Here is a 17,698-nt window from a genome sequence, read left to right as displayed (position 1 = left end):
CCATGGCGACCGCGACCTCTCCGGCGCCGCCGCAGCAGCGGCGCGCGTCGGCCCCAGCCAAAGGCGGGATCACCGGCGCGGTGATCACGACCTACCTGGCCCGGCTGTCCTCGATGATCGCGTACGTCGTGCTGCTGCCGTTCGTGCTCAGCGCCTTCGGGGCCGAGCAGTACGGCCTGTACATGCTCACCGTCGCGCTCGGGGCGCTGTTCCAGCAGGATTTGGGAATCGGGGATGCCACCACCCGCTTCATCGGTGTGGCACGGCCCTCCGGCGACATCGCCCGCATGCGCAGCGTCGCCTCGGCGAGCAACGTGTTCTACCTCGCCGCGGCACTCCTGCTGGCCTCGGCGACGGCGATCGCGTTCGCATTCACCGTGCCCAACGCCGACTTCGGTGCGCACCTCACCTCGACGGCGTGGGCGCTGGCGATCCTGGGCGTGGCGAACGTTTTCCTGCTGCTGGTGTTCTCCGCCAACCGTCAGGTGCTGGCGGGCGTCGGCCGTCTCGGTGAGGTCAACTACCTGCTGATCGGCCTCGCGGCGTTCCGCGTCGTGTTCACGCTGCTCGTCTGCTGGGCGGATCTGGGAATCGTCGCGGTCGCGATGGTGGACGTCGTCGGCATCCTCGGTTTCGGCATCGCCACGTACGTGCTGCGGCGGCTGCGCGCCCCGCAGATCACCGCGCGGTTCGCCGACTTCCGCTGGGATGTGTTCCGGGAGCTGTTCCACGTGAGCTCGCAGCTCATGGTGCTCGGCATCGCCGGGGTCGTGATCATGCAGGTCGGCGGCATCCTCACCGCCCTGCTGCTGCCGATCGGGTTCACCGCGATGTACGCCGCCGGACAGCGCATCTACCTGCTGGTGAAGGAAGTGACCGGGTCGCTCGCCGTCGCCGTGCTGCCGACGGCATCGATGCGCCACGGCGGCGCCGCGGGGGCACCGATCGGTCAGATGTACCTGCGGGGCACGAGCCTGGCGAACATGCTGATGACCCTCGTACTGGTGCCGGTGGTGATCTTCATGCCCCAGATCATGCAGCTGTGGGTCGGAGAAGCCGGTACCGGAGCGGCTGCGGGCGCGGCCGTCGTGGCGCAGATCCTCGTGCTGTCGATGTTCGCCAACAACAACCACCTGCTCGCCGTCCCCATCCTCACCGCCCAGGGGTCGCTGCGGGGGTTCGCGGTCCTGCACACGATCTGGGCCGTCTCCGGCACGCTGCTGGCCGTGGCGCTGGGCAGCTCGATGGGTCTGGCCGGCATCGCGCTGGGCCTGGCGGTGCCGATCGTGCTGCTCGAGCCCATCTACATCGCCGTCGCGCTGCGCCGGCTGGACCTGTCGGTGCGCGACTTCGCGATCCGCTGCCTGCTGCTGCCGTTCGGCACGGTCGCGCCGCTGGCCGCGGGCTTGATCGCCGTGAGCCTGCTCGACCTGTCGCTGCCGCTCATCGTGCTGGTGACCCTGCTGTGGGTCGCCGCGGCGCTGACGGTGTATTACTTCCTCGCCCTCGACAAGACCTCGCGTGCCCAGCTGAGGTCTGCCCTTCCCACCCGGTCCCGCGCCGGCCACGCCTTGGAGGAATCCCCGTGACCATCCCTATCGACAACACCCGTGAGCCGCTGCCGCGCGCCGGGTCGGACTTCATCGACGAGCTGCAGCGTCGCTCGTTCGATGCGCTGACGCAGCTGCACAGCGGTGTGGAGTCGCTCGTGCTCACCGACTTCCCCGATTACGCGAACATCGGCGACTCGGTCATCGCGCTCGGCCAGGCCGAGTTCTGGCGCCGTGCCGGCATCCAGGTGGAGGCCACCTACTCCTGGGGCACGATCGCCCCGGCCGTGTACGACTCGGCCACGACCGTGGCGATCCAGGGCGGCGGCAACTTCGGCGGGCTCTACCCGCAGCACAGCGAGCACCGCTACCGGCTCGCCGAGCGCCTGCGCCCCGACACACTGCTGATCCAGGAGCCGCAGTCGGTGCACTTCGCCTCCGAGTCCGACCGCGGCCAGTTCGCCCGGCGCATGGCCTCTCGCCCTCAGCTGCGTCTCGCGGTGCGCGACACCGCGTCGCTCGCCGAAGTGCGCGACCTCGTCGCCGACGTCACGCTCGCGCCGGACAGCGTGCACATGCTGGGCCGCCTGGAATCGGCGGCGCCCACACGCGAGGCGGTGTACCTGCTGCGGCGCGACGACGAGAGCGCGCTGCCACCGGGGACCGGTGCGGCCGCCGTTGACTGGCCGGCCATGACCTTCGCCGACCGGCTCGCGCAGCGGCTGCGCCGGACGTTCTTCGAGGGGGCGGTGACCCGCACGATGAACCGGTCCACCGAGCGGTGGTTCGCGGATGCCGCGAAGCGGCTGGCCACCGGGGTGGCGCTGCTCTCCCCCGGCGAGACGATCGTCACCGATCGCCTGCACGCGATGCTGATCGGCCTGCAGATGGGCCGTCGCGTCATCGCGATCGACAACGCGAACGGCAAGCTCACCAGCTACGCCGGCACCTGGCTCGAGGACCTCGACCTGCCCCTCGCTTTCGCCGCCGACCTGCCGACCGCTGCGGAGATGGTCTGAGGATGGTCATGGCAGGCCGCGAGCGGACCGGTACCGACGTGCGCGGGCACGCAACGACCACTGCGAGCGTCGCGGCGGCATCGGGCCGGGTGCTCGATCGCGATCTGCTGTCGGCAGGGGTGTACATCAGCGTCGAGCTGTCCCCCCTGAACGTGCCCGACCGCGCCACGGTGGTCGGCGCGGTGCGCGAGCTCATCGGCATGGGCGCATCCGCCCGCGCGGGCCGCACGTTCGACGGCGCGCGGTGGCGATACGACCCCGACACGCTGGACGAGCAGGCAGAGCGGATGGTGCGCGCACTCCCGGTCCAGTACATCGGCGACGAAGGTCTGCCGCGGCTGCGCGAGGCCGTCGACCCCGACCTGCCCTTCACGGTGTTCCTGGGCGAGGATCGTGCGTCGCTGTGCATCGATCACCGGCTCGGCGACGGCTTCCTCGGCGTGATGCTGACCGCCGGGACGCTGACCGGCAGGCCGGCCCCGTCCGTGTTCGGCTCCACCCGCGACACCGATCCGCTGCGGGCGGCGCTGGCCACGACGTTCTTGCGTCATCCCCGACGGGCGGTCGACGTCGTGCGGGACCGCCTGGGCGAGCGCAATACCACGCACGCCGGGGGGCCCACCGTCTCGGCCGAGCGCGGCTCGCTCGACCTCGTCACCGGCAGGATGGACCCCGACACCTACCGGTCGGTGGCGGCGTGGAGTCGCGGCCGGGTCCCCCCGACGCTGGCGATGATGTTCGCGCTGAGCGCCGCGCTTCGTCAGGTCGGGGTTCCGGTGATGGACGAAGGCTCCATCCTCGTCGACCTGCGGCGCTACCTCCCGTCGGGTCGGTCGACGCTGGCGAACTTCGTGGTGGGCCACCCGATCGCCGCAGGCGACGGGCTGGATGCCGCCGGCGCGCGGTTCAGCCGCGACCTGCACGTCGGACGCCCGCTGGCCGCCCTCACGACGGGGCTGCTCACCCGTGGCTGGCGCCGACCGGCGCCCGCGGAGGTGCCCGCCGCCGCGAAGGCGATCGTGAGCGACATGGGGTTCCTGCGCGCCCTCGAGCCACTCCCCTGGTCCGGCGAGGGCGTCGTGCGCGTGTCGGTGGATCCGGCCGGCCGCAACGGGATCACCGCACTCACGGCGGTACTCAAACGCCGCCTCAACATCTCGGTGAGCTTCGACGGCTCGCTGTACGACCGCGACACCATCGCCGCCGCCTGCGAACTGCTCTGCCGCGACCCGGAAGGACTGCTGCCGTGACCACCACCGCCCCACCCCCCACCGAGGCCACCCCGCCCCGCCGCAAGCGCCGGCGGCGCTGGCTCACCCTCGGCATCCCCGCCGGCATCCTCGTGATCCTGCTGGCGGTCGGTGGCGTGTGGTGGTTCACCGGCTTCTCCTTCCTCATGCCCCGCTACGACGACAAACAGGCCCTCTTCGACGACTTCGACGGCACGGCCGGCGCCAAACCCAATCCCGCGTTCTGGAGCATCCAGACCGGTGGCGGCGGCTGGGGCAACAACGAGCTGCAGGAGTACACCGAGGACGCCGTCGCGCTGGACGGCGAGGGCAACCTGGTCATCACCGCGACCGTGCCGGCAGACGGGGGCACCCCCACCTCCGGCCGCATCACGACCCACAACAAGTGGTCGTTCGAGTTCGGTCAGCTTTCGGCACGGGTGAAGCTGCCCGAGGGCCAGGGACTGCTGCCGGCATTCTGGCTGCTCGGCGATGACATCGACCGGGTCGGTTGGCCGAACGCGGGCGAGATCGACATCATCGAGACGCCCAACGACACGTCCCGCAGCCGGCATCACCTGCACGGGCCGATCGGGTGGACCGAGCACTGGGCCATCAACGAAGGCGTGGACATGCCTGCGCCGCTGGCCGACGATTTCCACATCTACACCGTCGAGAAGCAGCCTGGCCGGATCATCCTCGCGATCGACGACCAGGTCGTAATGGACGTCGAGGAGTGGGACGTGCCGCTGACCGGTCGCTGGGTGTTCGACCAGCCGACCCATGCCCTCTTCAGCCTCGCCGTCGGCGGAAACTGGCCCGGGGACCCGGATGCCACCACCCCCGAGGTCAACGAGATGGTCATCGACTGGCTCGCGTACACCCCCGCCGACCAGACCGAGAGCATCGTGCCGTGAGCGGGCCGGGCCGTGTCGGCGCGCTGCTGCGCAGCCTCGCCGAGGACGCGTCGTGGGGGTGGCGGTCGTTCGTCACCAACAGCGTCGCCGGATCCGTGCTCTGCCCTCGGGCGGTGCGCTACGGCATCCTCCGGGTGCGCGGTTTCGACGTGCGCACCGCGAACCTCTCCCCGAAGTGCACCTTCACCGGCAGCCGGGACATCCGCATCGGCGAGGGCACGTTCGTCAACGTCGGATGCTACTTCGAGGCCGTCGCCCCGATCCGGATCGGCCGGGACTGCCAGCTGGCGATGTTCGTCACCGTCGTCACGAGCTTCCACGACGTGGGGCCGGCGGGCGTGTCCAAGGACCGCGACAGCGCCGGTGTCACCATCGGCGACCGCTGCTGGCTGGGCGCGAACGTCACGGTGCTCCCCGGTGTGACGATCGGCGATGACGTCGTGGTCGCCGCGGGCGCCGTGGTCACCCGCGACCTGCCCGGCGGCGCGGTGTACGGCGGCGTGCCCGCCCGGCTGATCCGCACGCTGGCGGAGGAGCCGGCCGCGCTTCCCGACTGAAGCGCTCGCGGCCCGATCCGTCTCTTCCGACTCGCCCACAAGGAACCTCATGCAGACCCCTCCTCCCGCCGCACCCGGCTATGGCCGCCTGACTTGGATCGACGGCGCCCGCGGCATCGCGATCGTGCTCGTCGTGCTCTTCCACGCCGGCATGTTCACCGTCCCCACCGGGCTCGCGTCGCCCTGGTGGGATTCGCTCAATCTCGTCTTCGCCCTCATGCGCATGCCGCTGTTCTTCCTCGTTGCGGGCATGCTCGCCGTCGGAGCGGTCGAGCGTTCGTGGCCGACGCTGTGGCGCACGCGGCTGGCGGTGCTGGTGTGGGTGTTCCTGGTGTGGACGGTGCTGCGCTTCGCCTACTACCAGGTGATCCCGGAGCCGATCGATCTCAACCAGTCCAGCTGGGGGGACTTCGTCCTGTCCGTCGTCCGCCCCTCAAATGGGCTGTGGTTCCTCTTCGCACTCGCGCTGTTCCTCATCGCCGCGAAGGCGCTCCACGGCAGGGTGAACCGGTGGGTCGCCGTGGGGATCACCGCCGTGGCATCCGCCGTCATGTACGGCGGCGGGACCTTCGACAACGTCGCCTACGACGGCATCGTGCGGTACTTCGTGTTCTTCCTCATCGGTCTGTACTTCCGCGAGGACATCGTGCGCTTCGTGCACCGCCGCCGGTGGCTGGCCACGGCGGCGCTGCTGGTGGCATCCGCGGCATTCATCGTGCTGCGCGGCGCGACGGGTTGGCTCGTGGACGCCGTCACCGCGATCCCGGTCGGGCTGATCGCCGTCGGCTTCGGGCTGTGCCTGGCGCGCAATCTGGGGCGCACCCCGCTGTCGCGGCCGCTGGAGCACCTCGGGCAGCGCACCCTGCAGGTGTATGTCACGCACATCCTGCTGCTGTCGACCATGACCAGCATCCTGATGCCGTTCGCCGACGCGCCCGCCCTCGCGGGGCTGCGGCCGGTGATGCCGATCCTCATGACGGCGATCGCGATCCCGCTGAGCCTGCTGATCGCTGCGGGCGCCGCGCGGGTGCCGGTGCTGCGGCTGCTGTACGTCGCCCCCGCGTGGCTGTCGCGCGACCGGGCCGCGGCTGCTCGCGGCTGAGGCCGACTCCCGGAAACAGGAAGACTCCCGAGAACAGGACGATTCGCCGGTAAACGTCCTGTACCGGTGAGATCGCCTGTGTCGGGGAGGCGGGTCAGGCGGTGATGACCTGCGCGGTGCCCAGCGGTGCGCTGGGGCCCATCTCGGCGGCGATGCGGTTGGCCTCTTCGATCAGCGTCTTGACGATGTCGGCCTCGGGCACGGTCTTGACGACCTCGCCCTTGACGAAGATCTGCCCCTTGCCGTTTCCGGATGCCACGCCGAGGTCGGCCTCGCGGGCCTCGCCCGGGCCGTTGACGACACAGCCCATCACGGCCACCCGCAGCGGCACGGTCATGTCCTTGAGCCCCTCGGTCACGTCGTCGGCGAGGGTGTAGACGTCGACCTGCGCGCGCCCGCACGACGGGCAGGAGACGATCTCGAGCTTGCGTTCCCGCAGGTTCAGCGACTGCAGGATCTGGTGGCCGACCTTGACCTCTTCGGCCGGCGGCGCCGACAGCGAGACGCGGATGGTGTCGCCGATGCCCTCAGACAGCAGGATGCCGAACGCGGTGGCGCTCTTGATGGTCCCCTGGAACGAGGGCCCTGCCTCGGTGACCCCGAGGTGCAGCGGCCAATCGCCCCGCTCGGACAACAGCCGGTACGCCTTGACCATCACGATCGGGTCGTTGTGCTTGACCGAGATCTTGAAGTCGTGGAAATCGTGCTCCTCGAACAGCGAGGCCTCCCAGACGGCGCTCTCCATGAGTGCCTCCGGGGTCGCCTTGCCGTACTTCTCCAGGAGCCTGCGATCCAGCGACCCCGCGTTCACGCCGATGCGCAGCGACACCCCGGCATCCTTGGCCGCCTTCGCGATCTCGCCGACCTTGTCGTCGAACTGGCGGATGTTGCCCGGGTTGACACGCACCGCAGCGCAGCCGGCGTCGATGGCCTGGAAGACGTACTTCGGCTGGAAGTGGATGTCGGCGATGACGGGGATCTGGCTCTTCTTGGCGATGATGTGCAGCACATCGGCGTCGTCCTGCGACGGCACCGCCACGCGCACGATCTCGCAACCGGATGCCGTCAGCTCGGCGATCTGCTGAAGGGTGGCATTGATGTCGGTGGTCTTGGTGGTCGTCATCGACTGGACGCTGACAGGAGCGCCACCACCGACGAGGACCTTGCCGACCTTGATCTGACGGGTCTTGCGACGAGGGGCGAGAACCTCCGGCACACGCGGCATCCCGATATTGACTGCTGGCACACCCCCAGCCTACGCCGGGGGGCCTGCGGGCGGGCTGTGCACGGACTCCGCGCGCGGCGGTGCGGTGTGGTAGTTTCGGCCCATGTCCGCGAACCTCACCTGGTGGCTCACCGCATAGGCGGTGTGTTCGTGTGACGACAGACCGCCCCCGGGGCGGTCTTTTTTGTTGGGTTGGCCGCTCCCTTGACGAAAGACCGACCATGACCGCGTCACTTCCCGCCACGCTGGCCGACCTGCCGGCGTTCGCCCTCATCGCGCGCGATGCCGACACCGTCGAGCTGCTCACCGGCGACGTCGTCGACGTCGACCTGCTCGCCGACATCCCGCTGACCGACGCGGACGGCACACCGCGCGAAGTGCTCGCGCTGGTGCCGTACCGCCAGGTGCGGGAACGCGGTTTCGCCTGCCACGACGACGGCGCGCCGCTGCGCTGCCTGGTGGTGGATTCCCACACCGCCCTGCCGCGTGCACAGGTCCTCGCCGAGCTGCCCGTCGACCCGATCGCACTGACGGATGCCGGGTTCGACATCGCCGACGACGACTACGCCGCCATCGTGCGCCGCGTCATCGCCGAGGAGATCGGCCGCGGCGAGGGCGCCAACTTCGTGATCCGGCGGGACTTCACCGCCGGTGTCGACGCGGATCCCCGCGTCGCGGCGCTGACCTGGTTTCGCGCCCTGTTGGAGCACGAACGGGGCGCCTACTGGACGTTCGCGATCGTCACCCCCGGTCACATCGCCGTCGGCGCGAGCCCCGAGGCCCACGTCAGCGCGCAGGGCGGGGTCGTCACGATGAACCCGATCTCCGGCACCTTCCGCCACCCCGCGGGCGGTGCCACCGCCGAGACCCTCAGCGCGTTCCTCGAGTCGACGAAGGAGACCGAGGAACTGTTCATGGTCGTCGACGAGGAGCTCAAGATGATGAGCGCCGTCTGCTCCGACGGCGGGCGCATCACCGGCCCGCATCTGAAGGAGATGTCGCGGCTGACCCACACCGAGTACGTGCTGCGCGGTCGCAGTCGGCTGGATCCGCGCGACATCCTGCGCGAGACGATGTTCGCCCCCACCGTCACCGGCTCCCCCATGCAGAACGCGTGCACCGTCATCGCCCGGCACGAGACGACCCCCCGCGGCTACTACTCCGGCGTGGCGGCGCTGTTCACCCCGAACGGCGACACGGATGCCGCGAAGGACGCGGATGCCGGTGCCGGCACGACCCACGACCTGGACGCACCGATCCTCATCCGCACCGCGTATCTCGTGGACGGCCGGCTGCGCGTCCCGGTGGGCGCGACCCTCGTGCGCCACTCCGACCCCGCCGGCGAGGTGGGCGAGACCCACGGCAAGGCTGCGGGCGTGCTCGGCGCGATCGGGGCGATCCCCCGTGACCTCGCCGCGGAAGCGGCGGACGCCGCGGACGCGCACGTGGGCGTGGCCGTCGGCGGGGAGCAGGACACCGACGCCCCGGCATCGGTGTCTCGCAGTCTCGCCGACGATCCGCAGATCGCCGCGCTGCTGGCCTCGCGCAACGGGCGACTGGCGGAGTTCTGGCTGAACCCGCAGCCGACCGAAGCCGTCGCCGGCCCGTTCGCCGGGCGCTCGGCGCTCGTGGTCGACGCGGAGGACCGCTTCACCACGATGCTCGCGCACCAGCTGCGCCACCTCGGCCTGGACGTCACCATCGCGCCGTGGTCCGAGGTGTCGGACGCGCAGCTGGACGGCGTCGACCTGGTCGTGGCGGGCCCCGGACCGGGCGACCCCCGCGACCCCGACAGTGCCCGCCTGCGGCGAATGCGTGACGTCGTGCAGCACCGGCTGGCCGACGGACGACCCCTGCTGGCGGTGTGTCTCAGCCACCAGATCCTCGCCGATGCGCTCGGCATCGACCTGGCGCCACTGGCGTCCCCGCATCAGGGGCTGCAGCGGACGGTGGACGTCTTCGGCGAGCGCGCCTCGATCGGCTTCTACAACACCTTCACCGCACGCGTCGCACCGGGCACCGACCGCGTGGGCGAGGCGCAGGTCGCCGCGGATCCGGAATCGGGCGATGTGTACGCCCTCCGCGGCCCCGGGTTCGCCTCGGTGCAGGGTCACCTGGAGTCGATCCTGTCGCGCGACGGCATGCGCACCCTGGAGCGACTGGTCGCCCACGCGCTGTCCTGACGCGGGGCGCGGCGCGTCCGGCGCCCGGCTGTCAGCCGAAGACGGAAATGGGGTTGAACAGGTCCGCGAGGATCAGGATGCCGCCCATGCCGATCAGCAGCACCACGACCACGAAGGTCGCCGGCACCAGCCGCGCGGTGTCCACCGGGCGTGGCGGCGGTCGGCGGAAGATCTTCGCCCATGCCCGTTTGATCCCGTCCCACAGCGCCACCGCCACGTGTCCGCCGTCCAGCGGCAGCAGCGGGATCAGGTTGAAGACGAACAGCGCGAGGTTCAGCGAGGCAAGCAGCCCCACCAGCCCCGCGACGCGGTTGAGGACGGGGGCGTCGACGGATGCCACTTCACCCGCGATCCGGCCGGCACCGACGACCGACAGCGGTCCGTTGGGATCGCGTTCGGTCCCGGTGAAGAGGCTCACCGCGGTGTCATAGACCCGCACCGGCAGCTGCACCACGACGCCCACGACCCGCTCGAGGCTCTCGAGGGTCATCTCGGGGCCCGCCCACAGCGGTTGCGGCACGTATTCGGACTGCGCGGTCATGCCGACCATGCCGACCTCGGCGGTGGTGACCTCGCCCTCGGCATCCACGATCTCGCGTTCGGCGAGCACGGGCGTCACCTGCAGGGTCTGCTGCACGCCGTCGCGCTCGACCACGATGGGCAGCTGCTGCCCGGGAGAGTCCTGGATGATCTCGGATGCCTCGGCGAAGGTGGCCACCTCGGTGCCGTCGACGGAGATCAGTACGTCACCGGGCCGGATGCCGCCGGCGGCGGCGGGAGAGGCCGGGTCAGCCTCGGTGCAGTCGGTCTGCGCGGCGGTGCCGGAGACGATGCACTCGCTGACGCTCGCGACCGTCGTCGTCGCCGTCTGCACGCCGATGCCGCTGAGCATGATCGTGAACAGCACGATCGCCAGCAGCAGGTTCATCACCGGACCGCCGAGCATGATGATGATGCGCTTGAACACCGGCAGGTTGTAGAACAGCCGGTTCTCGTCGACGTCAGCCATCGTCTCGGCGTTGGCGGTGCGCGCGTCCTGCACCATCGTGGCGAAGAAGCCGCCGCCGGCACGACCGCTGCGGTCACCGCGCGTGGGTGAGGGCGGGTACATGCCCGACATCGAGATGTAGCCCCCGAGCGGGATCGCCTTGAAGCCGTACTCCGTCTCGCCGCGCCGGCGCGACCACAGCGTCGGGCCGAACCCGATCATGTACTGGCCGACGTGCACGCCGAACTTCTTCGCGGGCAGGAGGTGCCCCAGTTCGTGCAGTGCGATCGAGACGGCCAGTCCTACGACGAGGACGACCACCCCGACGATGAAGGCGATGACGGTCACAGCGGGTCAGGCTACCGTCATCGGCTTTGAATTCGCCGAGGCGTGGCACTCTAGGCTGAGATCGGGGAGGTGCGCGGTGGCCACACGGCAGGTGCGCGCGCTGCGGGGCACCGCGGCGGCGGTGATCGCGACGCTCGTGGCAGCGACCGCTCACACGCTCTCCGGTGGCGGCGCCCCTCATCCGCTCCTGGTGGTCTCGGTCGCCGCGCTGGCCGCCCCCCTGGCGGTGTGGCTGACCGGGCGCAGGCCCGCGTGGTGGCGCACCGCGCTCGTGGTGACCGGCGCCCAGGCGCTGTTCCACGGCGCGTTCGCCTTCGCCGGCGACGCTCTCCCCCTCTCGGCGGGCCACGCCCACCTGTCACCTCAGCGGCCGGCGGGCACCGTCACAGCCTCGACGGACATCGATCCGGTGATGATCGTCGGCCACGTCATCGCCGCGCTCGTGACGATCCTGGCCGTCCGCCATGGCGAGCAGCTGCTGCAGCGGCTGGGGCGCGGCATCCGCCACCTCGCCGCGCGCACCGCCGCGGCGCCGCCCGCTCCGCTCGTGCGCCGGCCGTCGCTCACCGTGCGTGTGGCACCGGTGCGCCGCTCGCTCCTCCTCGACTGCGCTCTCTCCCGCCGGGGTCCGCCGGTGCTCGCCGGCTGACACGACACTTCGTCACCCGGCGCGTCCGCGCCCTTCTCCGACGGCACGAGCCGTCCCCCGATCGAGAGAGCTTCCATGACCACAACTGTTTCCGCGCGCCGCCGCGCGCGTCTGACCGCCGGCGTCGTCGCCGGCATCGCCCTCGTCGCCGTCCCGGCGATGGCATCGGCACACGTCCATGTCGACCCGTCCGATGCCGCCGCAGGCGGCACGACCGTGCTGACCTTCTCCTCCAGCCACGGCTGCGACGCGTCGCCGACCACGGGCTTCACGATCGACATCCCCGAGGGCATCGCCGGCATCGCGCCGCACGCTCAGGCAGGCTGGACGATCGAGCGGGTCGGCGCCGACGCGGGCGTGCCGACGCAGGTGGTGTTCTCCGCCGACGAGCCGATTGAGTCTGGGCTGCTGACGACCGTCTCGATGCAGGTCACCTTCGCCGACGACCTCGCCGGCGAGCAGGTCGCCTTCCCGGTGCTGCAGGAATGCGTCGACGCCTCGACCGACTGGTCCCAGATCGCCGACGAGGGTGAGGACCCGCACGACCTCGACTCCCCCGCGCCGCTGGTGACCGTGGGCGAACCGGCGGATGACGCACACGGCGGCGATCACCACGACGATGCCGATGGTGCAGCGCAGGACGCCACCGGGAGCACCGACAGCACGGTGCTCCCGATCGTGCTCGGTGCCGGTGGTCTCGCCCTCGGTGCCGCGGGTCTGGCAGCAGGTCTCGTCGCCCTGCGCCGCACGCGCCGCAGCTGAGCCGACGGGGCGCCGTCACGACGGCGGCGCCCCCGCGCCGTGGTGCCCGGCGACGGTTGCACCTGCGACAGTCTCCGTCAAGACCCCTTGTGAGTGCCTCGCGTACCGACGTAGCTTCCCCCCAGATGCATGCCGGCGCGCCTCGCGCGTCGCGCCAGAGCATCGGCGCCTCGCGCAAGGCGGGCGCCAGATTTCAACGAGGACCGGGAGAAGCTGATGAACGCAGCGAACGCCGACGACGAACTGACGCCACGATTCGCACGGCGAGGCGAGGCGACCGTCGCCGCACGACATGTCATCCCCCAGCAGGAGTCCCTGCCGGACACCGCCAAGCAGATCGTCGACGACGAGACGATGCTCGATGGCAACTCGCGGTTGAACCTGGCGACCTTCGTGGGGACGTGGATGGACGAGGACGCCAAGCAGGTCTATGAGGCCTCCTTCGACAAGAACATGATCGACAAGGACGAATACCCCCAGACCGCTGCGATCGAGGACAACTGCTGGCACATGCTGGCGAATCTGTGGAACGCGCCGGAGGCCTCGCAGAGCATCGGCACGTCGACGATCGGGTCCTCGGAGGCCTGCATGCTCGGCGGCCTCGCCTTCAAGCGGCGCTGGCAGCAGTCCCGTCGCGTCGCGGGCAAGGACACGTCCAAGCCGAACCTCGTGATGTCCTCAGCGGTCCAGGTGTGCTGGGAGAAGTTCTGCAACTACTTCGACGTCGAGCCTCGCTTCGTGCCCATCAGCCTCGAGCACAAGACGCTCGACGGGTACGACCTCGAGAAGTACGTCGACGAGAACACGATCGGGGTCGTCGCGATCCTGGGCGTCACCTACACCGGCATGTACGAACCCGTCGCGAAGATCGCGAAGGCACTGGATGAGATCCAGGCCAAGACGGGACTGGACATCCCGATCCACGTCGACGGCGCCTCCGGTGCCATGATCGCACCGTTCCTGCAACCCGATCTGGTGTGGGATTTCCGGCTCGAACGGGTGCACTCCATCAGCACCTCGGGGCACAAGTACGGCCTGGTCTACCCGGGCCTGGGCTGGGTCGTCTGGCGCAACACGCAGTGGCTGCCCGAGGACCTCGTGTTCAAGGTGAGCTACCTGGGCGGGGAGATGCCGACGTTCGCGCTGAACTTCTCACGCCCCGGCGCGCAGGTGCTGCTGCAGTACTACATGTTCCTCAGGCTCGGGTTCGAGGGATACCGCGCTGTGCAGCAGGCGTCGCAGGATGTCGCGAAGTATCTGTCGGCCGGCATCGGGAAGCTCGACGCGTTCGAGCTGTGGAACGACGGCAGCGACATCCCGGTCTTCGCGTGGTACCTGAAGGAGGGGCACACCAAGAACTGGAACCTCTACCACCTGCAGGACCGGCTGCGCATGAAGGGCTGGCTCGTCCCGGCGTATCCCATGCCCGATGACCTCGCGAACCTCACCGTGCAGCGCATCGTGGTGCGCAACGGCCTCAGCATGGACCTCGCCGCTGAACTCCTGGCCGACATCGAGACCGAGACGGCCTACCTCGACGCGCTCGAATCGGCCATGCCGGTCGAGGGCCAGCACGCCGGGTTCCACCACTAGGGGGAGACATGTCGACCAACACATCGAATCAGGCGGCGGATGCCGCAAAGGCGGCGTCCAATCATCCGCTAACGTCACGCAAGGCCGTGACGAGCTTCCTCGGAGTCGGCCAGCTCGCGATGCTGACCCTCGTGGTGGTCGCGAGCCTGCGCTCGCTGCCAGCCATGGCGGTGTACGGCCTCGGCAGCATCACGCTCTACATCATCCCGGCCATCTTGTTCCTCATCCCCACGGCGCTGGTCGCCGCGGAGCTGGCGACGGGATGGAAGGGCGGCGTCTACGTCTGGGTGCGTGAGGCGTTCGGCAACAGATGGGGGTTCACGGCGGTCTGGCTGCAGTGGATCCAGAACGTGGTGTGGTACCCGCTGCAGATGGCCTTCATCGCGGCGGCTCTCGCGTTCGTCTTCCTCGATCCCACGCTGTCCAACTCCGGGTTGTACACGGCCATCGTGATCCTGGTGCTCTACTGGGGCTCCACGCTCATCACGCTGCGCGGCGGCAACCTCTTCGCCAAGCTCGGGTCGTGGGGAGGGATCCTCGGCACCCTCTTGCCGGCGGTGCTGCTCATCGTGTTCGGGTTCATCTGGCTCGGCACCGGGGAGAGGAGCGAGACCTCCCTGGATCCGTCCACCGTCATCCCGCCGTTCACCGGTATCGCCTCCATCGTGCTGATCGTCTCGAACGTGCTCGCCTACGCGGGCATGGAGGTCAACGCGGTGCACGTGAACCAGATGAAGGACCCCGGGCGCGGGTATCCGCGGTCGGTGCTGCTGGCGTCGATCCTGATCCTGCTCGTGTTCATCCTGCCCACGATCGCGATCGCGCTCGCCGTGCCGGAGAAGGATCTCGGGCTCACCAACGGCATCATGCTCGCTTTCCAGGCCTACTTCGACAAGTGGGGTCTGGGGTGGGCGACGGCGGTGGTGTCGGCGCTCATCGCCGCCGGTGCGCTCGCCTCGGTGATCACCTGGATCGCCGGCCCGTCGAAGGGCCTGCTCGCCGCAGCCGAGACCGGACTGCTGCCGCCTGCCCTGCAGAAGCGGAACAAGGCGGGCGTGCAGTCGGGGATTCTGATGCTGCAGGGCACCATCGTGACGATCCTGGCGGCGATCTTCGTGATCGTGCCGAACGTGAGCGCGGCGTTCGTCGCGCTCATCGACATGGCGGCAGCGCTGTACCTCATCATGTACATGCTGATGTTCGCAGCGGCGATCATGCTGCGACGCAAGGAGCCGAACGTCAAGCGCACCTACCGGGTGCCGGCGTTGAACTTCGTCGCCGGGATCGGCTTCCTCGCCTGCCTTGCGGCGTTCGTCCTGACCTTCGTCCCGCCTGACGGGTTCACGGCGTTCCCGGTCGCGGCGTATCCGTGGATCGTGGGCCTCGTCATCGTCGTGCTCGGGGCGCCTCCCCTGATCTTCTATGCGCTGCGCAAACCCGGCTGGGATCGCCGCAGTGCGGCGGAGAAGGCCATGCACGGTACGCACGACGAAGATGAGGCCGCGGCTCCCGCGGCCGGGTCGGCACCGCCGCGGCGATCGGCGCCGCCGGCGAGCGGATCGGCGCCGCCACCGGCGTGAGTCCGGCAGTGATCTGCGGTCGCGGCGCATCGGCGCCGCGACCGCAGATCTGTGTGCGGGGTGGAGGTCTCGACCACGCTGGATGAGAGGATGGGAGCGCTATGCCCACTGATGCCCCCACCAACCTCCCGCCCGTCCTGCGACCCGAGCGGCCGCCCGTGCGCGCGCTGGACGAACTCGCCCGCCGGTTCGGCACCGACGTGCGCGGCGATGTCGCCGGCGTGACGCTATCGGGCATCACGCTGGCCACCGCGGACCTGCGCGCCGGCGAAGCGTTCGTCGCCATCCGCGGCGCCGTGCGCCACGGGGCCGAGTTCGCCCGGGCCGCCGCGGACAAGGGCGCCGTCGCCGTCATCACCGATGCCGCCGGGGCCGACATCGCCGCCGACGCCGGCGTGCCGATCGTGGTCGTCGACGACCCCCGGGCACGGCTGGGCGACCTGTCGGCCTGGGTGTACGGCACCGGGCCGGGCGACGACCTGCCACTGCTGCTTGCCACCACCGGCACCAACGGCAAGACGAGCGTCTCGCACCTGCTGGAGGGCATCCTCGAGCAGGTCGGCGCCGTCACCGGGCTGTCCTCGACCGCCGAGCGGCACATCGCCGGGCACGTGATCGTGTCGCGGCTGACCACGCCCGAGGCATCCGAGTTCCACGCCCTCCTCGCCCTGATGCGCGAGCGGGGTGTCGAGGCGGTCGCCGTGGAGGTGTCCGCGCAGGCGCTGTCTCGGCACCGCGTCGACGGCATCGTGTTCGACGTGGCCGCGTTCACGAACCTCACCCACGATCACCTCGACGACTACGCCGACATGCGCGAGTACTTCGAGGCGAAGCTGCCGCTGTTCCGCGCCGACCGGTCGCGTCGCGCGGTCGTCTCGCTGGACTCCGGGCCGGGGCTGGAGGTCGTCGCGCGCTCCGAAGTCCCCGTCACGACGGTCGGGACACCCGACATCGCCGCCGACCCCGCCGTCGCCGCCGGTGCGGACTGGATCGTCGACATCGTCGACGAGCGACAGTCCGGCACCGAGTTCCGCCTCACCGGACCCGACGGGCAGTCGCTGCAGACCGTCGTGCCCGTCATCGGTCGACACATGGCCGCCAACGCGGGGCTCGCGATCGTCATGATGCTCGAGGGCGGCTACGCCTGGGACACCATCGTCGCGGCGCTCCAGCGCGACGGCGGCATCCGGGCTCACCTCCCCGGTCGCACCCAGCGCGTCTCGGGCGAACAGGGTCCCGCGGTGTTCGTGGACTTCGGCCACTCCCCCGACGCGTTCGAGAAGACCCTCGCCGCGGTGCGGCGCGTCACCCCCGGCAAGGTGCTCATGCTGTTCGGCGCTGACGGCGACCGCGATGCCACCAAGCGCCACGACATGGGGCGTACCGCCGTGCTCGGCAGCGACATCCTCGTCGTGACCGACCACCACCCGCGCTTCGAGGACCCCGATTCGATCCGGGCGACGCTCATCGAGGGCGCCCGGCGGGCGCGGCCGGATGCCGAGATCCACGAGTATTCGCCGCCGGAGCGGGCCATCGTCGAAGCGGTGAAGCTCGTCGGCGAGGGCGACGCGATCCTGTGGGCGGGACCGGGGCACCAGGACTACCGCGACATCCGCGGGCAGCGCACGCCGTACTCGGCCCGCGAACTCGCCCGCCGCGCGCTGCGCGACGCCGGCTGGCCCGTGCCCGAGCCCAGCTGGCCGGTTCCCTACCCGGACTGACCCGCCGGGTTCCCGCGTCCGTTCTCCCCGGCATCCGCCCGGACGGAGCACCCGCACCCAGCATCCGCCCGGGCGGCGCACCCGCACCCGGCACCCGCCCCGCACCCGTGCGCGGCCCACCCGCCGGCATTCGTCCCCCGAAAATGCGGAGATCTGCCCGCATGCGGCCCCGATCCCCCCACAGGACCGCAGCCCGGCAGATCCCCTCGCAACGGACCGCGCCTCCTGTCTGCCGTTGTTGTATCCTTTTGTGGTCAGACCACAAAGATGTGCCG

Annotated in this window: 14 protein-coding genes; 12 read left to right on the top strand and 2 right to left on the bottom strand. The window is 70.2% G+C overall.

Annotation, left to right across the window (positions count from 1 at the left end; all coding sequences use genetic code 11):
• Positions 1–2: 2 nt before the first annotated feature.
• The 6 genes from QNO11_RS04440 to QNO11_RS04415 are packed head-to-tail and all read left to right on the top strand — an operon-like array spanning position 3 to position 6,374.
• A complete protein-coding gene (locus QNO11_RS04440; RefSeq protein ID WP_257509518.1) occupies positions 3–1,589 on the top strand; it encodes an oligosaccharide flippase family protein in 1,587 nt (528 codons plus the stop codon).
• A complete protein-coding gene (locus QNO11_RS04435; protein ID WP_257509517.1) occupies positions 1,586–2,569 on the top strand; it encodes a polysaccharide pyruvyl transferase family protein in 984 nt (327 codons plus the stop codon). The genes QNO11_RS04440 and QNO11_RS04435 overlap by 4 nt, the downstream gene beginning before the upstream one ends.
• Positions 2,570–2,577: 8 nt before the next feature.
• A complete protein-coding gene (locus tag QNO11_RS04430; protein ID WP_257509516.1) occupies positions 2,578–3,819 on the top strand; it encodes a hypothetical protein in 1,242 nt (413 codons plus the stop codon).
• Positions 3,816–4,715, top strand: a complete 900-nt coding sequence (locus tag QNO11_RS04425; protein ID WP_257509515.1) for a glycoside hydrolase family 16 protein — start codon at positions 3,816–3,818, stop codon at positions 4,713–4,715. The genes QNO11_RS04430 and QNO11_RS04425 overlap by 4 nt, the downstream gene beginning before the upstream one ends.
• Positions 4,712–5,272 (top strand): acyltransferase, encoded by a 561-nt coding sequence (locus QNO11_RS04420; protein ID WP_285169753.1) that lies wholly within the window; start codon positions 4,712–4,714, stop codon positions 5,270–5,272. The genes QNO11_RS04425 and QNO11_RS04420 overlap by 4 nt, the downstream gene beginning before the upstream one ends.
• A 49-nt stretch (positions 5,273–5,321) precedes the next feature.
• Positions 5,322–6,374 (top strand): acyltransferase family protein, encoded by a 1,053-nt coding sequence (locus QNO11_RS04415; protein ID WP_257509514.1) that lies wholly within the window; start codon positions 5,322–5,324, stop codon positions 6,372–6,374.
• Positions 6,375–6,468: 94 nt separating this feature from the next.
• Here the strand turns inward: QNO11_RS04415 and ispG are convergent, their stop codons facing one another.
• Entirely contained in the window at positions 6,469–7,620 is a 1,152-nt protein-coding gene (gene ispG, locus QNO11_RS04410) for a flavodoxin-dependent (E)-4-hydroxy-3-methylbut-2-enyl-diphosphate synthase (protein ID WP_257509513.1), read from the bottom strand.
• 200 nt (positions 7,621–7,820) lie between these two features.
• Here ispG and QNO11_RS04405 point away from each other — a divergent pair, with 200 nt between their 5' ends.
• Positions 7,821–9,782: an anthranilate synthase family protein gene (locus QNO11_RS04405; protein ID WP_257509512.1), complete on the top strand. Its 1,962-nt coding sequence runs from the start codon at positions 7,821–7,823 to the stop codon at positions 9,780–9,782.
• Between the two features lie 31 nt (positions 9,783–9,813).
• Here the strand turns inward: QNO11_RS04405 and QNO11_RS04400 are convergent, their stop codons facing one another.
• Entirely contained in the window at positions 9,814–11,118 is a 1,305-nt protein-coding gene (locus tag QNO11_RS04400; protein WP_257509511.1) for a M50 family metallopeptidase, read from the bottom strand.
• A gap of 76 nt (positions 11,119–11,194) precedes the next feature.
• Here QNO11_RS04400 and QNO11_RS04395 point away from each other — a divergent pair, with 76 nt between their 5' ends.
• From QNO11_RS04395 to QNO11_RS04375, 5 genes are all read left to right on the top strand, one after another.
• Positions 11,195–11,767 carry a hypothetical protein gene (locus tag QNO11_RS04395; protein ID WP_257509510.1) on the top strand — a complete coding sequence of 191 codons (573 nt, stop codon included), beginning with the start codon at positions 11,195–11,197 and terminating at the stop codon, positions 11,765–11,767.
• Positions 11,768–11,842: 75 nt separating this feature from the next.
• A complete protein-coding gene (locus tag QNO11_RS04390; protein WP_257509509.1) occupies positions 11,843–12,529 on the top strand; it encodes a YcnI family copper-binding membrane protein in 687 nt (228 codons plus the stop codon).
• 216 nt (positions 12,530–12,745) lie between these two features.
• Positions 12,746–14,122 carry a glutamate decarboxylase gene (gene gad / locus QNO11_RS04385; RefSeq protein WP_257509508.1) on the top strand — a complete coding sequence of 459 codons (1,377 nt, stop codon included), beginning with the start codon at positions 12,746–12,748 and terminating at the stop codon, positions 14,120–14,122.
• A gap of 8 nt (positions 14,123–14,130) precedes the next feature.
• The gene (gene gadC, locus QNO11_RS04380) at positions 14,131–15,702 is read left to right on the top strand and encodes a glutamate/gamma-aminobutyrate antiporter GadC (protein ID WP_257509507.1); all 1,572 of its coding nucleotides are present in this window, start codon (positions 14,131–14,133) and stop codon (positions 15,700–15,702) included.
• Positions 15,703–15,803: 101 nt separating this feature from the next.
• The gene (locus tag QNO11_RS04375; protein WP_257509506.1) at positions 15,804–17,423 is read left to right on the top strand and encodes a Mur ligase family protein; all 1,620 of its coding nucleotides are present in this window, start codon (positions 15,804–15,806) and stop codon (positions 17,421–17,423) included.
• Positions 17,424–17,698 lie beyond the last annotated feature (275 nt).

Source organism: Microbacterium sp. zg-B96 (assembly GCF_030246865.1).
Classification (GTDB): domain Bacteria; phylum Actinomycetota; class Actinomycetes; order Actinomycetales; family Microbacteriaceae; genus Microbacterium.
Note: the sequence above shows the minus strand (reverse complement) of the source record. Positions and strands in the feature narration are given on the sequence as shown.